General features: G+C 35.4%; 17 protein-coding genes. 16 read left to right on the forward strand and 1 reads right to left on the reverse strand.

From position 1 onward, the window contains the following. Positions 1-16 precede the first annotated feature (16 nt). Positions 17-448 (forward strand): GNAT family N-acetyltransferase, encoded by a 432-nt coding sequence (locus AC3IS6_RS20245; RefSeq protein ID WP_489162015.1) that lies wholly within the window; start codon positions 17-19, stop codon positions 446-448. Between the two features lie 141 nt (positions 449-589). Continuing rightward, positions 590-994, forward strand: coding sequence for a hypothetical protein (locus tag AC3IS6_RS20250; RefSeq protein ID WP_489162017.1), 405 nt, complete (start codon positions 590-592; stop codon positions 992-994). Positions 995-1078: 84 nt separating this feature from the next. Here AC3IS6_RS20250 and AC3IS6_RS20255 read toward each other — a convergent pair whose 3' ends face one another. After that, positions 1079-3586, reverse strand: coding sequence for a M14 family zinc carboxypeptidase (locus tag AC3IS6_RS20255; protein ID WP_489162019.1), 2508 nt, complete (start codon positions 3584-3586; stop codon positions 1079-1081). Positions 3587-3989: 403 nt separating this feature from the next. Between AC3IS6_RS20255 and AC3IS6_RS20260 the strand changes: the two genes are divergently transcribed. From AC3IS6_RS20260 to AC3IS6_RS20325, 14 genes are all read left to right on the forward strand, one after another. Continuing rightward, complete coding sequence (locus AC3IS6_RS20260) at positions 3990-4775, forward strand: hypothetical protein (RefSeq protein WP_489162021.1); 786 nt, start codon at positions 3990-3992, stop codon at positions 4773-4775. A 193-nt stretch (positions 4776-4968) separates the two neighbouring features. Continuing rightward, positions 4969-5457 carry an SRPBCC family protein gene (locus tag AC3IS6_RS20265; RefSeq protein WP_489162023.1) on the forward strand — a complete coding sequence of 163 codons (489 nt, stop codon included), beginning with the start codon at positions 4969-4971 and terminating at the stop codon, positions 5455-5457. Between the two features lie 109 nt (positions 5458-5566). Next, a complete protein-coding gene (locus tag AC3IS6_RS20270; RefSeq protein ID WP_489162025.1) occupies positions 5567-5983 on the forward strand; it encodes a hypothetical protein in 417 nt (138 codons plus the stop codon). Between the two features lie 692 nt (positions 5984-6675). Continuing rightward, complete coding sequence (locus AC3IS6_RS20275) at positions 6676-7356, forward strand: aspartate/glutamate racemase family protein (protein ID WP_489162026.1); 681 nt, start codon at positions 6676-6678, stop codon at positions 7354-7356. A 104-nt stretch (positions 7357-7460) separates the two neighbouring features. Continuing rightward, positions 7461-7829 (forward strand): nuclear transport factor 2 family protein, encoded by a 369-nt coding sequence (locus tag AC3IS6_RS20280; RefSeq protein WP_489162028.1) that lies wholly within the window; start codon positions 7461-7463, stop codon positions 7827-7829. 89 nt (positions 7830-7918) lie between these two features. Then, entirely contained in the window at positions 7919-8959 is a 1041-nt protein-coding gene (locus AC3IS6_RS20285; protein ID WP_489162029.1) for a serine hydrolase domain-containing protein, read from the forward strand. A 6-nt stretch (positions 8960-8965) separates the two neighbouring features. Next, positions 8966-9388: a DUF1801 domain-containing protein gene (locus tag AC3IS6_RS20290; protein ID WP_489162030.1), complete on the forward strand. Its 423-nt coding sequence runs from the start codon at positions 8966-8968 to the stop codon at positions 9386-9388. A gap of 2 nt (positions 9389-9390) precedes the next feature. Beyond that, positions 9391-10497: an MBL fold metallo-hydrolase gene (locus tag AC3IS6_RS20295; RefSeq protein WP_489162031.1), complete on the forward strand. Its 1107-nt coding sequence runs from the start codon at positions 9391-9393 to the stop codon at positions 10495-10497. A 30-nt stretch (positions 10498-10527) separates the two neighbouring features. Then, the gene (locus tag AC3IS6_RS20300) at positions 10528-11058 is read left to right on the forward strand and encodes a GNAT family N-acetyltransferase (protein ID WP_489162033.1); all 531 of its coding nucleotides are present in this window, start codon (positions 10528-10530) and stop codon (positions 11056-11058) included. Between the two features lie 33 nt (positions 11059-11091). Then, positions 11092-11619: a GNAT family N-acetyltransferase gene (locus AC3IS6_RS20305; RefSeq protein WP_489162035.1), complete on the forward strand. Its 528-nt coding sequence runs from the start codon at positions 11092-11094 to the stop codon at positions 11617-11619. Continuing rightward, on the forward strand, positions 11619-12200 hold the full coding sequence (locus tag AC3IS6_RS20310; protein WP_489162037.1) for an LOG family protein: 582 nt from the start codon (positions 11619-11621) through the stop codon (positions 12198-12200). The genes AC3IS6_RS20305 and AC3IS6_RS20310 overlap by 1 nt, the downstream gene beginning before the upstream one ends. A gap of 138 nt (positions 12201-12338) precedes the next feature. After that, on the forward strand, positions 12339-12851 hold the full coding sequence (locus AC3IS6_RS20315; RefSeq protein WP_489162039.1) for an anthrone oxygenase family protein: 513 nt from the start codon (positions 12339-12341) through the stop codon (positions 12849-12851). A 112-nt stretch (positions 12852-12963) separates the two neighbouring features. Beyond that, the gene (locus AC3IS6_RS20320; RefSeq protein ID WP_489162041.1) at positions 12964-13431 is read left to right on the forward strand and encodes an SRPBCC family protein; all 468 of its coding nucleotides are present in this window, start codon (positions 12964-12966) and stop codon (positions 13429-13431) included. A gap of 87 nt (positions 13432-13518) precedes the next feature. Beyond that, positions 13519-13887, forward strand: coding sequence for an iron chaperone (locus tag AC3IS6_RS20325; protein WP_489162043.1), 369 nt, complete (start codon positions 13519-13521; stop codon positions 13885-13887). The last annotated feature ends 26 nt before the right edge of the window (positions 13888-13913 follow it).

Here is a 13913-nt window from a genome sequence, read left to right on the forward strand (position 1 = left end):
TGCTCAAAAAATTAAAATGGAAATAACAGCGCTTCGAAAAAACGACTATAAATCTTTAAGAACTTTATTCTTAAACGAAAGACAACGTACTTTTTCGTGGTTTGATCCTTCTGAATTTCAATTAAAGGATTTTGATCGGGATACTAAAGGAGAACTGATTTTAGTAGCAAGGCATAATGAAATTCCTGTCGGATTTATTTCGATTTGGATGAAGGATTACTTTATTCACCATTTGTATGTCGACGAACAATATCAGAGCAAAGGCATAGGAACCGAATTATTGAAAGCGGCAATCAAAAAAACAAAACTGCCCATCACTTTAAAATGTTTAGAAAACAACTCCAAAGCCGTGGCTTTCTATCTCAAAAAAGGCTTTTTTGCCACCGAAAGAGGGCAATCAGAACATGGAAGCTATATTTTGTTTGAATTGAATGAAAATATAAATTAACAACTAAAGTACCAATACCAAATTAAAGTAGGTTTTTCAATACTTTAAACGAAATTTTAACAAAATACAAAACAGCAACGCAACCATTTAACAAAATTTGCATCTATTAATTAAACCAATGTGAATTTTAAACCAGTTAACATGAAAAAATATTTTCTACTACTTGTAATAATGATCTTTAGCTCCTGTAGCAGCACTGATACCGAAGTTACTCCACAAAAAACATTAGAGGGCAAATGGAGTTGGATTGGTTCCAGCGGTGGGATAGCCGGAACATACGAGACGCCAGAATCAACAAACAAAGTAATTTATCTTGAATTTTCAGGAGCTACTTTTAAAAAATATATTAACGGAAAATTAGCAGCTGAGGCCACATTTATCATAAAAAACGAAAAATCAATTTTTGGTGGCGAAAAACCAATGATTGTAAGTAATGATCCTTCAAAATATTTTATTGCCATGTCTTTCGAATTTGACGGCCATAAGCTATACCTATACGAAGAATGTTATGACTGCTACGGATCAGGTTATATCCGCGCAAAGTAATAGCACAAACAACTAGGCCTTCCCCCAAAAAAATTCCGCTCTTCAAAAAAATTGAAAAGCGGAATTTATAAATTAAAATTCGCTCTATTGAACTAAAAAAAGTGCATTGCTGAATAATAAAATTCCATTTTCCCAGAAGCCTCTGAAAAGCGGATTATCCATCATATAAATTACCGATCCATCACCCCTTTTGTCTACGGCAAAACTTACTGTCTCGTCCAGTTTTTTTCGGATGTCGTTACCCACAAATCCGTAACTTAAATAACCTTTTGGGATATAAGCAACATTTATTGCTTTTTTCAATAAAGAGAATGATCTTTCGTTACTTTTAAGACTGAAATAAGTATTCCCTAACCCGAAGGCCATTGGATAAGTTTTGTCAAGCTTATTCTCGATTATTGCTCCGGGAATCGAACCCGAAATTCCTCTTCGTTCCGAACCTTCAAAATCCAGAAAACGCTTTTTAAGTTCGATTTCTTTTTCTTCCTTTTCCGATTTCTCTTTGTCTTCTTTACTTGCAAATAAACTCAAAGCATAACCGTCACGGTCCTGAAATAGCGAAATTGCGTTGGCCATAGCAATAACTTTTCCGCCATTTTTTACCCACTCATCAATTTGTTTTTTTTGATCTTCAGCCAATTCATAACTACCGTCTGACAAAATCAAAGTATTGTAGTTGTACAATTTAACCCGATTCAAATTAGCCGTTTCTACTATACTTATCGGATAAGCGACCGTTTCATCAAGATAAAACCAGGTTGCGCCAAACTCTGTTGAAACTACTCCTTTTCCGGACAACATCAATATTTTTGGTGCTTTAAGCAGTGTAAAATTCTCTCCTCCAATATCTTTTGAATTCGTCGAAAATCCTGTGGTTATAAAGCTAAAATCGGTTTTGATTTTAATAATAGTACTTACCGTTTTTTCAAAATCAGCAATTTTTGCATTATCTGCCCTACTGATAACCAATCCTCCCGGTTCAACGGTGACCGTTCCGAAAACTGCTTTTTTCATGGCCGATCGCACTTTTATTCCCGCCTGATGCAGTAAAGAAATCACCTGTGCCGAAGTTCTGTTATTCCACGGAACATAAAAGGCGTATACCGATTCAGGAATATTTTTATCTGCAGTCTCCACTTTACTCTTTGTTTTGATCTGAAGACTATTTTTAACCGCATAACCTTCAACACCATACGCCAAAGGCAAAGCCCAGGCCGTAATATCATACGACAAACTATCATTTAATTTTTGGTTAGGTTCAAACAACACCTGAGTTAAAACAGATCTTGGCTGATCTGCCTTAATGATTAAATCGTTGGACTCGATTTTAAAGCTTTCGTTCTTCTTCGTCTGATAATGAAATCCGGAAGCACTCCCGGAAGCATCAGCGTAACTAAATTCAACATCATTTTTTTTAAGTAATTCCGTCAATTGCTCCAGTTTAGGATTGCTTTTTAACACGTAAGTATTGTAAACACCTTTGGCTTTTTTGCGGGCATTGATGTGAAAATCTCTAAACCCTTTGAGCAATACGTCTTTTTGTGAAGCGGCACTTTCTACCACTGTTAAAACTGCAGTTGCATGATGCGTTAATCGGTCTTTTATAGTAACATTTGCACCATTCTCCATTGTTACTTCACGCCCCGCGCCTATTCCACCCTGTTCCAGCGTTAGACCTACTGCACCATTATACGTTGGATAAGTATCTCCGTAACTCGGGTAAAACAAATCAAATCGCTCCCTGGTATTGTACATCCAGTTTTGCTTGTCAAATTTCTGTGAAATATTTTTACCCAAAACAGTATAAAAATCCTTTTGATATTGCTCAATAAATTCATGTAGAGGTTCTGCTGCCGGAGGAAAAAAGTAAGGTGAATTGTAGCTCATTTCATGCACATCGGTGTGTACCTGTGGCATCCATTGGTTGTACAGTTTAATACGCTGTTGCGATTCAGCTTGTGTTTGCCAGGCCCAATCACGGTTCAAATCAAAGAGATAGTGGTTGTATCTTCCACCCGGCCAGACTTCCATATGTTCTCTGTCGTACAAACCCGGATGTGTCTTTTTACCTGAAATCTCTCTTAACCAGTTTCCATATCTTGAATAACCATCGGGGTTAATGCAAGGATCCAGAATAACAATGGTATTTTTGAGCCATTGTTTTGTAGCTTCGTTTGACGGGTTCAACAGTTCGTATGCCACGGTTAAGGCACTTTCGGTTCCGGCAAATTCATTTCCGTGAACATTAAAACTCAGCCAGACAATAATTTTATCTTCGGCTCCGCTATTTTTTTTATCCGATAATCCGATTGCCGCCAAATTGTTGTTTCGGATTTGTTCAAGATTAGCCAAATTTTCGGGTGTCGAAATATAATAAACATTCAGATCACGCTGTTCGTTGGTTGTTCCGTACTTCTGTTTTTTGATCGATTGGGATTGTTCCGTCAGATAATTAAAATAATCTTCTACCTGATGGTAATAACTAATTTGTTTTCCGTAATTCGGAATAAATTCTGAAGGTGTTTTTAATTGCGCCAAAGCAGCAAAGGAAATGGTTAACAGCAGAACTGTTACAAAGAATACTTTCTTCATAAGTGATTAAAATTTGGATAGTTGGTTAAAAATAACAATTAACTCAATCCCTTTTCTAAAATCACCAGGAATATTATCATTTTAAATCGTTGCTGAAAATTATTCTAAACACTTAGTTACATAATTTAAAACAAAAAAAAGCGTCACACTTGTAATAAACCACATAGCATTAATATGAGAGAAGTTTGCTTCTTTTACACCTTTTTCTTCCGTACAAAACAATCAATGTCTTATATGTTAAATAACACTTTTACAGATTTCACTTAAGTTTATGTTTTAAAAAAATAATTTCCTGTTTTTCCATATACGTAAAATAGGAAACGATTATCTTCCATCAGACATTAATTTGTATTTTAGTCCTTTTGGAACAAACTATTAAAATAAAAAAACTCAATACTATATTATGGAAGAGGCAGTAATTGAAAAATCGATTTTTGAAGAAATACCAACAGAAAAAATCTATACAGACAAAGCAATTCGTGTGGGCACTTTCTTGGGAGGGCCTTTGGTTGCCGGTTATTTTTTAGCAGAAAATTTTAAAGTTTTTGGTGAATCAGCGAAAGCCAAAAAAACCTGGATTATAACCCTAGTTACAACTATCTTTATCTTTGCCTTGATATTCTTAATTCCGGAACACATCAGTGCTAAGATTCCAAATATCGTTTTCCCTTTAATTTATATGGGAATCGCTACTTATTTCACCAAACAATATCAGGAAAAACAAATTAGCAAACACCTTGAAAATGGCGGTGAACATTTTGCCTGGCCAAGGACCATTTTAATTTCGGTAATTGGTATTTCAGTTCTTCTTGGAGCGATATTCAGTATTGCTTTTTTAACCGAAACAGCAAACGGAGGTCTCACAGAGTCAACGAAAAAATACGGTATTATGAATCACGAGATTGCCTATCAAAGCAATATTAATGAAAATGAAGCGGATAAAATTGCTGAAGCGCTTCAAAAAACAACTTTTTTTGATGACACCATAACCAAGTATGTTTATCTTGAAAAAATTGATAACAACTACGAAATATCCATTTCCTGTAACGGATCTATTAAAGATGATCCATCAGCCTATGAGCCTTTTGTACAACTAAGAAATGATATGCAAAAATATTTCCCACATCATAAAATCATTCTGAAACTTGTGGTGAATGATCTTGATAATGTGGTCAAAAGAATTGAGTAAGACTACACTGTTCTCAAATAGTTCCAAAATGAATTCAAATCAATGTTGAAGTTTCATTTACATAGTCACAATCCAACAATCTAATAATCTAAAATCTTGTCCGATTCACCCCTAAAACCTGTCCTTTAACAGCCCTAACATATTGATTTTTAAAAGGTAACTTTGTATTATAACTTTTTTAAAACCAAACAAAATGAGTGCAACAAATTTTACCACAACCATAAAAGTAGAACAGTCTCCACAAGAAGTTTTTAATGCTGTTACAAATGTCCGCGGCTGGTGGTCGGAAGAAATAGAAGGTAATACGGCTCAACTAAACGATGAATTTGACTATCATTACGAAGATATTCATCACTGTAAAGTAAAACTAATCGAAGTAATTCCGAATCAGAGAATAGTCTGGCTGGTGGAGCAAAACTATTTCAAATTTACGGAAGACGAAACCGAATGGACAGGGACCTATCCTACTTTTGAGATCTCAGAAAAGGACGAAAAAACAGAACTTCGTTTTACTCATGTCGGTCTAGTACCGGAATATGAATGTTTTGAAATTTGCAGAGGTACCTGGACCAATTATATTGAAAACAGTTTATTTAAGCTGATTACAACCGGAAAAGGAGAACCTAACGCAACTGGAAAGCCTCAGACCGAAAATGAGAAAAAACTATCTGAAAAACCATAATCTGCTCTTCCTTTCTCCTTATTTAACTTTGAGAATAAAAGTCCGACGCATTATTTAATTCCGATACCAGCTATAATTTTCATAAATTCGTAGTACTAAAACTATGACTATGAATCCTATTTTAAGAAATACATTAGCCGTTATAATTGGTCTTTTTGTTGGAAGTATTGTCAATATGGCTATCATTTTGATGAGTGGTTCTATCATTCCTGCTCCCAATGGCGCAGATGTTACCACTATCGAAGGACTAAAAGCTACGATGCACTTATTTGAACCAAAACATTTTCTGTTTCCGTTTCTGGCGCATGCCATCGGAACATTTGCGGGAGCTGGAACAACAGCTTTAATTGCCATCAGTCATAAAACAAAACTTGGACTGGTTATTGGCGCTTTCTTTTTACTGGGCGGAATTATAAATGTGTGCTCCCTACCTTCACCAGTTTGGTTTAATATCACAGACTTACTATTTGCCTATATACCGGCAGCTTATCTGGCTACGAAATTGGTGGTAAAAGAAAAATCTTAAAATCTGTTTTTTATTAGCCAATAAGGCTAACATAAAAATGTTTTAACACATAGAAACATAGATTTTTAGATGTAAAAGAGAAAGCAAAATGTATCGTTCCGCTGGAACTTATTCTGAAGACGCTTTTTTTTCAACGGATTAAAATCGGTTGCTATAAAATTTGTCGTTCCTTCGGAACTAAATTATGCGGTTGTTTTTGTTGTTAACGAACCATAATCGATGCACATAAATTAGCATAGAAGAATAAAAGTATGTTAGGTTCAGTATAATCGATTTTCGTAAAATAAAAGTTAAAGTTGTAAAAGAGCCATTGGCTCGAATGATATTATAGCAACGGATTTTAATCCGTTGTAGAAAATAGACACCATAAAAAAAAAGAGCTATAGGCTCGGCCCATATTTTTTCGTGATTAATCTAACCCGCTGAGCATCATTAACAAAAACATTTTAACACATAGAAACATAGATTTTTAGGTGTAAAAAAAGAAAACAAAGAGAAATATATTTCTTTCGCATAGGAAAACTATGTGTACTAAAATAAAGTGAAACGCCTTTTTATGCGCACAGTATCTATGTTTCTATGTATTAAAACAATTAAGCACAACAGCTTAACCGACAATTTTACTAATTAGGAAGACTTGTTTTTTCTTCCAAAATCATAAAGTTATGCTTTATAAATGCCCCCTCAAAACAATGAAAAAAATAGGCCTTGTAGGCGGAATCAGCTGGGTTTCTACAATAGATTATTACAAATTAATTAACGAAGGTGTTAACAAAAAACTAGGCGGACTACACTTTGCCGAATGCCTAATTTATTCTTTGAATTTTGGCGATGTTCAGGAAAAAACATGGGCACATTCTTATGAACTCCTGTTAAATGCCTGCTTAAGTTTGAAAAAAAGTGGTGTTGATGCCATCGTATTGTGTGCAAACACAGCACATATGTTTGCCAGTGAAATTGAAAAAGAAATTGCATTGCCGCTAATTCATATCGGAACTGAAACTGCAAGAGTCATAACAAAAGAAAAACTCACAACAATTGGACTTTTGGGAACCTCGTTTTCGATGGAAATGGATTTTTATAAAGACCGTCTGAAAAGTTTTGGATTGAACGTACTCATTCCCGAGAAACAGGAAACGCGAAATTACATTCAGCATGTTCTCAAAGAAGAACTTGGAAGAGGAATTATTAATCCCGACTCCAAACAGAACTATATCAATATAGCAAACGAACTTATTTCACGAGGCGCTCAAGGCGTTATTCTGGGCTGTACCGAAATTCCGTTGCTGCTGAATCAGTCTGATTTTTCTGTTCCGGTTTTTGATACCACAAAAATACATTCAGAAGCTATTGTAGACTTTATACTGTCTTAAAATTTAAAGACATTCCCCCACACAGCCCACATTAATAATTTGATAATTGTTTTTATTTCAGAAAGTTATTTTCATAACTTAGTTAGCTTTTAAATCTTAAAACCATGACTAAGAAAGAAATCGCCCGCGACTTTTTAAAACTCGCCGCAAACGGACATTCGCATGAAGCTTTTCGTCTTTATGTCGGCGAAAACTTTAAACATCACAATGCTTATTTTAAAGGAGATGCCGATACTTTGATGCTTGCCATGGAAGAATCAACCCGAAAAAACCCTAATAAAACTTTTACCATTCACCATATTCTGGAAGACAAGAATCTGGTTGCCGTACATTCGCATTTGAAGCAGAGTCCAACAGATATTGGTTTTGCAGTAGTACACATCCTTCGGTTTGAATCGAATAAAATTGTGGAACTATGGGATTTAGGGTCTCCTATTCCCAACGAAATGGTTAATGAAAATGGGATGTTTTAGTTTTTAGTAGGGGTTTACAACTGAAACCGGAAACTACCGCGAAAACGAAACTGAAAACTGAGACCTAAAAAAACACTATAAAACCTCAAATGAAAGCTATTCTAAAATTTTCCTCCATACTATCAATCCTATTCCTATTTGCAAACTATAATCTATCTGCACAGAAAAAAGACAATCTTACTACTAAAATTGATAGTCTACTTAAAAATACTTCTCCTGTTTTTAATGGTACTATTTTGATTTCAAAAAAAGGAAAAACAATATATTCGAAAGTCCGGGGTTTCAGTAATTTTGAAAACAAAAAACCATTAAAAATTGACAGTCCATTTGAGATTATGTCAAACGGTAAACAAATCACTGCTGTTTTAATTTTACTGGAAGTTGAAAAAGGAAAAATAAACCTAAATGCCCCAATCAAAAAATATCTACCGGATTTAACCCAATCCTGGGCCGACTCCATAACAGTTCAGCAGCTTTTAAACCACAGCCACGGAATTACAAATTTGCAAAAAACTCTGGCTTTTATGCCCGGAACCGATTTCAAGTATGGAGATCTCAGTTTTAGTCTGCTTGGCAAAATTGTAACAAACACTACTAAAAAAAGCTATTCAGAAAACGCGAATTTACTTTTCAGAAAACTAAACATGAAAAACACTTTTGCCTATGATACTACTAAAAAACAGAATATAGTGTCAGGATACACCAATAAAAACGGTGTTTTTGAACGGATGAAAAACTCAAAAATCACTCCTGAAACCCTAGGTGCTGATGGGATCATCTCAACTGTAAACGATCTGGTAACCTGGAACGAAAACCTTCATAAAGGAAAAATTCTAAAACCGGAAACCTATCAATTAATGATCACTTCAAAGATTACTTCGCAGCATAATTTCTTCGGAAAAGAAAAAGAAGGTTACGGTTACGGAATTCGAATTATCGAAAAGGAGGCTATAAAATATATTGGTCACACGGGCCTGGGAGATGGTTTTTCTTCTGTAAATTTGTATTTCCCTCAAAGTGATGTGAGTTTGATTATCTTAGAAAATCAGATGAATACAGAGCCTGATCTATTTTATGCTTCTGAATTTAAAATCAAGAATATAGTACTTAAAAGTAATTTGTTAAATTGATAAAAAATGGCAAAAAATAAAACTACAGCAACGGAAAACAGTGTCATTGATTTTATAAATGCGATTGATGACGAAGTTAAAAGAAATGATGCTTTTGAACTCATTAAAATCATGCAGAATATAAGTGGCTTTGAAGCTAAAATGTGGGGACCAAGCATCATTGGATTTGGCAGCTATCACTACAAATATGACAGCGGACACGAAGGCGATGCTCCTCTTGCTGGTTTCTCACCAAGAAAAGCTGCTATATCGCTTTATGTTTATCTTCCGCACGAAAAAAGAGAAGAGCTTCTTTCAAAATTAGGAAAACACAAGTCAGCAAAAGCCTGTATTTATATCAAAAAACTAAGCGATGTTGATCTCGAAATTGTTAAAAAAATGATTGCGATATCGCTTGAACTGACACAAAAACTTTATCCACCACAATAAAAATGATCACACCCTTACTTATTATACTTCTTGTCTTAGGCATTGCAATTTACTTTTTTCTACAGCACCCAAAATTTGGTAAAGCTCCTTCAGGAGAGAGACTGGCTCTGATTCAGAAATCACCTCAATTTAAAAATGGTAAATTCGAAAATCAGAACTTTACACCGGAACTTGCAGAAGGTTATGGATACTCTAAAGTACTTTATGATTTTTTCTTCAAGAAAGTAGACCGAAAGATCCCATCCGACTTCATCCCATCAGTCAAAACCAATTTATTAGCATTAGCTCCTGAAGAAGATGCGCTAATTTGGTTTGGGCATTCTTCCTATTTTATTCAGCTTGAAGGAAAACGTTTTTTAATCGCCCCTGTCTTCAGTGGCAATGCCTCCCCTATTCCGGGTACCACAAGAGCATTTAAAGGAACCGATATTTACACCGTGGAGGATCTTCCCGAAATTGATTATTTACTGATCACACACGATCATTACGACCATCTGGATTATGAAACCATCATGCAATTAAAACCAAAGACCAGAAAAGTAATTTGTTCCCTTGGTGTGGGATCTCACTTTGAATTTTGGGGATTTGCAAATGAAAACATCATCGAGAAAGACTGGTTTGAAAAAATAGAACTCGATCAGAATTTAACGCTTTACACTACTCCTTCAAGACATTTTTCAGGCAGGAGTTTCAAGCGCTGTAACACACTTTGGAGCTCGTTTGTTTTAGAGACCAGAGACTTTAAAATGTATTTGGGCGGCGACAGTGGTTATGATACGCACTTTAAAGAAATTGGGACTCAATTTGGCCCTTTCGACATTGCGCTTATCGACAACGGTCAGTATAATCCTGCATGGAAATACATTCATAATTTACCCGAAGATGTAATCCAGGCCATGCAAGATCTAAATGCAAAAAGAGTATTTCCGGTTCATTCGTCCAAATTCTCACTGGCTCTTCATTCCTGGGATGAACCTTTGAAAAAAGTGACTGAATTAAATGATTTATCTGAGAATCCAATTCCGTTAATCACTCCAATGATTGGAGAAATTGTTGAACTAAAAAATGAAAAACAACCTTTTCAGCAATGGTGGAAAAGCATAAAATAAACCTGTCCTTACAATTAATACAATAAAAAAATGACTTCTTCAGTTTATATCGTACGAAATGCTTTTCCTTCAGAGTTTGAAGAAATTGGAAAATTACTCATCAGCGTTTATTCGCAATTAGAAGGTTTTCCAAAAGAAAATGAGCAGCCCAACTATTATAAAATGCTGGGCAATATTGGCGATTTTACCAATTACCCACAAACAGAACTTTTAGTTGCGACTGATGAAAACAATGCCCTCGTCGGTGCAGTAGTTTATTTTAACGACATGCAATACTATGGCTCGGGCGGAATTGCTACTCAGGAACAAAACTCAGCCGGATTTCGATTATTGGGTGTTGCTACCGCTGCAAGAGGGAAAGGTATTGGTAAACTTTTAACTCAGGAATGCATTAAGAAAGCAGCTTCTGACAAACGAGAGCAAGTGATCATTCACTCGACTTTAGCCATGAAAACAGCCTGGGAAATGTACGAGAAACTAGGCTTCACAAGATCTGAAGATTTAGACTTTATGCAGGGAGAATTGCCCGTATTCGGCTTTCGTTTACTGCTTCTTTCCTAAAAACTATTATGTAACTCAAAAAACAACTCAAAAATGAATACTGCTCTTTTAAACCTACAGCCCGAAATTTTAGAAGATGATTTGACCCAATTAATTCCGCTGCAGGAAAATGATTTTGAAAAACTATATCAAGTTGCTTCAGATCCTTTGATTTGGGAACAGCATCCAAATAAAAACCGCTACGAAAAAGAAGTCTTTCAAAATTTCTTTGAAGGTGCCATGGAAAGCAAAGGCGCTTTTCTTATAGTAGATAAAACTACAGGCGAAATAGCCGGAAGTACCCGATTTTATGAGTACGACCCCCAAAATAAAACTGTTTTTATTGGCTATACTTTTTACGGAAGAAAATTCTGGGGTACCGGATTTAATACGCAGGTGAAGAAAATGATGCTGGATTATGCTTTTAAAGCAGTTGACAAAGTTCAGTTTCATATTGGAGCAGAAAATTACCGTTCGCAAAAAGCCATAGAAAAACTTGGTGCCGTAAAAGTAGAAGAACTAGAAGTCGCCTATTATAATGAGCCATCCCGTCATAATTTTGTCTACGAAATAAAAAAATAATGAAAAGAATAACTGTATTCTGCGGTTCGAGTTTTGGAACCGATGAAATTTACAAAGAGCAAGCAAACCTACTAGGAAAAATTTTAGCCAAACAAAATTTAGAACTGGTTTACGGAGGAGCAAATGTAGGGCTAATGGGAGCTGTGGCCGATGGCGTTTTAAGCGAAGGCGGAAAAGCAATCGGTGTTCTGCCTAATTTTTTAAGATCGAAAGAAATTGCACATTTAGGTTTAACCGAACTAATTGTGGTAGAAAGCATGCACGAGAGAAAGACCAAAATGAATGATTTATGTGACGGTGTCATTGCATTACCGGGTGGCTTTGGAACCCTAGAGGAGCTTTTTGAAATGCTTACCTGGGGACAATTAGGTTTACACAAAAAACCTATCGCCATCCTGAACATCAATGGCTTTTATGATTCACTGATTGAATTAACAAAAGTCATGGTAGAGAAAGGTTTGCTAAAAGAAGTCAATCAGCAAATGCTTTTGGTAAGCGATAACATCGAGGATTTATTAACTCAAATGAAAAATTACGTCCCGCCGACCACCGGAAAATGGATTGATAAAACGCAATCCTAGCGATTTAATTTTTCTTACCTCAAAAAGAACCTGAAGAATATTTCAAAAAAAACTTTTCAGACAAATCATAGTGCTTTTCGAACAAGTATCAGATAATCAATATTTCTAATTTTACAGTATGAACTAAAACACAAAATTATGGATACTTTTATTGTAGATACTAAAACAATTACACTACTACTGGCGACATTATTTACAGGTTTGCTAGCCGGTATATTATTTACCTGGGGCAACGCTGTGACGCCGGGAATTGGAAAACTTGATGACATCGGTTATCTCAGGGCTTTTCAGAACATGAATCGTGCTATCCAAAATCCTTTATTTTTTCTGGTCCTTTTTGGTCCATTATTGTTTTCTTTTGCAACCGCTTATGGTCATAAATCAGATACTATTCTTTTAAAACTGACGATGACAGCTGCAATTATCTATCTTGCCGGTGTTATTCTGGTTACCATTATAGGAAACGTCCCACTTAATAAAATTCTTGATAAAACAGATCTGCTTCATATTTCAATCGAGCAGGCGGCCATTTTAAGAAGTAAATTTGAAGCAAAATGGAACAATCTCCACCTGATCCGGATCATTGCTTCCTTAATTTCTTTTTCACTTTTGATCATTAGCTGTTTACTAAAAAACAATACAGTTCGTTAACGACAAACAAAACCATAAATTTTATAAATTAGAAGTCGGGGAAAAATGAAATTGGAAGTTCTAAATTTCAGCTTTCGCAAGACTCATTTCACATCTAACATCTCACAAAAAAATGAAAACAGAAAACAACCACTTTGCAAAAGCCGAAATGCTGATTAAAAAGCCTGTCTCAGAAGTTTTTCAGGCTTTTACCGATCCGGAAATTACCAGTAAATTTTGGTTTACAAAAGGCTCCGGAAAACTAGTGCAGGACACCACAACCGAATGGACATGGGAAATGTATGATTTTTCACTAACCGTAACCACTCATGTTTTAGAGGAGAATAAAAAAATCGTAATCGAATGGGGAAATGCTAACGAAACAACAACCGTCGAATGGATATTTAATTCGTTAAACGAAAATGAGACCTTTGTTAGTATTACAAATTCAGGTTTAAAAGGAGATACTGATAAAATCATCGATCAGGTTCGAAATTCAACCGAAGATTTTACATTAGTTCTTGCCGGCGCAAAAGCCTATTTAGAACATAATATTCAACTGAATTTAGTTTTGGACAGATTCCCGAAAGGGCTGGAGTAAAGGCAAGAATAAAATTTCAAAACTCAAAACTCAAAACTCAAATTCCAAAACCTGAAACTTGAAACATGAAACAATAAACACGTCCCTATGGAAACAAAGAAACCCGAAAACATTAATGCATATATTGGCAGTTTTCCAAACGACGTACAGGAGATTCTGGAAAAAATTCGAATAACGATTCAGAAAGCCGCTCCGGATGCCAAAGAAAAAATCAGTTATGCAATGCCGGCTTTTGAGCAAAACGGAATCGTAGTTTATTTTGCTGCTTTCAAAAATCATATTGGGCTTTATGCTTTACCGAGCGGACATGATGCTTTTAAAGAAGAACTGTCCAAATACAAATCCGGAAAAGGTTCTGTGCAATTTCCTTTAAACGAACCTGTGCCTTATGATCTAATTGCGAAAATTGTAAAATTCAGAGTGAGAGAAAATCTCGAAAAAACAAAAAAGAAATAACGCCGTACAAACGTAACAGATTTTAT

This window comes from Flavobacterium sp. KH_035, assembly GCF_057839565.1.

Excerpts from the sequence above, each read along its gene's own strand:
- AC3IS6_RS20245 (WP_489162015.1), top strand. The coding sequence starts at position 17 with ATGGAAATAACAGCGCTTCGAAAAAACGACTATAAATCTTTAAGAACT.
- AC3IS6_RS20250 (WP_489162017.1), top strand. The coding sequence starts at position 590 with ATGAAAAAATATTTTCTACTACTTGTAATAATGATCTTTAGCTCCTGT.
- AC3IS6_RS20255 (WP_489162019.1), bottom strand. The coding sequence starts at position 3,586 with ATGAAGAAAGTATTCTTTGTAACAGTTCTGCTGTTAACCATTTCCTTT.
- AC3IS6_RS20260 (WP_489162021.1), top strand. The coding sequence starts at position 3,990 with ATGGAAGAGGCAGTAATTGAAAAATCGATTTTTGAAGAAATACCAACA.
- AC3IS6_RS20265 (WP_489162023.1), top strand. The coding sequence starts at position 4,969 with ATGAGTGCAACAAATTTTACCACAACCATAAAAGTAGAACAGTCTCCA.
- AC3IS6_RS20270 (WP_489162025.1), top strand. The coding sequence starts at position 5,567 with ATGAATCCTATTTTAAGAAATACATTAGCCGTTATAATTGGTCTTTTT.
- AC3IS6_RS20275 (WP_489162026.1), top strand. The coding sequence starts at position 6,676 with ATGAAAAAAATAGGCCTTGTAGGCGGAATCAGCTGGGTTTCTACAATA.
- AC3IS6_RS20280 (WP_489162028.1), top strand. The coding sequence starts at position 7,461 with ATGACTAAGAAAGAAATCGCCCGCGACTTTTTAAAACTCGCCGCAAAC.
- AC3IS6_RS20285 (WP_489162029.1), top strand. The coding sequence starts at position 7,919 with ATGAAAGCTATTCTAAAATTTTCCTCCATACTATCAATCCTATTCCTA.
- AC3IS6_RS20290 (WP_489162030.1), top strand. The coding sequence starts at position 8,966 with ATGGCAAAAAATAAAACTACAGCAACGGAAAACAGTGTCATTGATTTT.
- AC3IS6_RS20295 (WP_489162031.1), top strand. The coding sequence starts at position 9,391 with ATGATCACACCCTTACTTATTATACTTCTTGTCTTAGGCATTGCAATT.
- AC3IS6_RS20300 (WP_489162033.1), top strand. The coding sequence starts at position 10,528 with ATGACTTCTTCAGTTTATATCGTACGAAATGCTTTTCCTTCAGAGTTT.
- AC3IS6_RS20305 (WP_489162035.1), top strand. The coding sequence starts at position 11,092 with ATGAATACTGCTCTTTTAAACCTACAGCCCGAAATTTTAGAAGATGAT.
- AC3IS6_RS20310 (WP_489162037.1), top strand. The coding sequence starts at position 11,619 with ATGAAAAGAATAACTGTATTCTGCGGTTCGAGTTTTGGAACCGATGAA.
- AC3IS6_RS20315 (WP_489162039.1), top strand. The coding sequence starts at position 12,339 with ATGGATACTTTTATTGTAGATACTAAAACAATTACACTACTACTGGCG.
- AC3IS6_RS20320 (WP_489162041.1), top strand. The coding sequence starts at position 12,964 with ATGAAAACAGAAAACAACCACTTTGCAAAAGCCGAAATGCTGATTAAA.
- AC3IS6_RS20325 (WP_489162043.1), top strand. The coding sequence starts at position 13,519 with ATGGAAACAAAGAAACCCGAAAACATTAATGCATATATTGGCAGTTTT.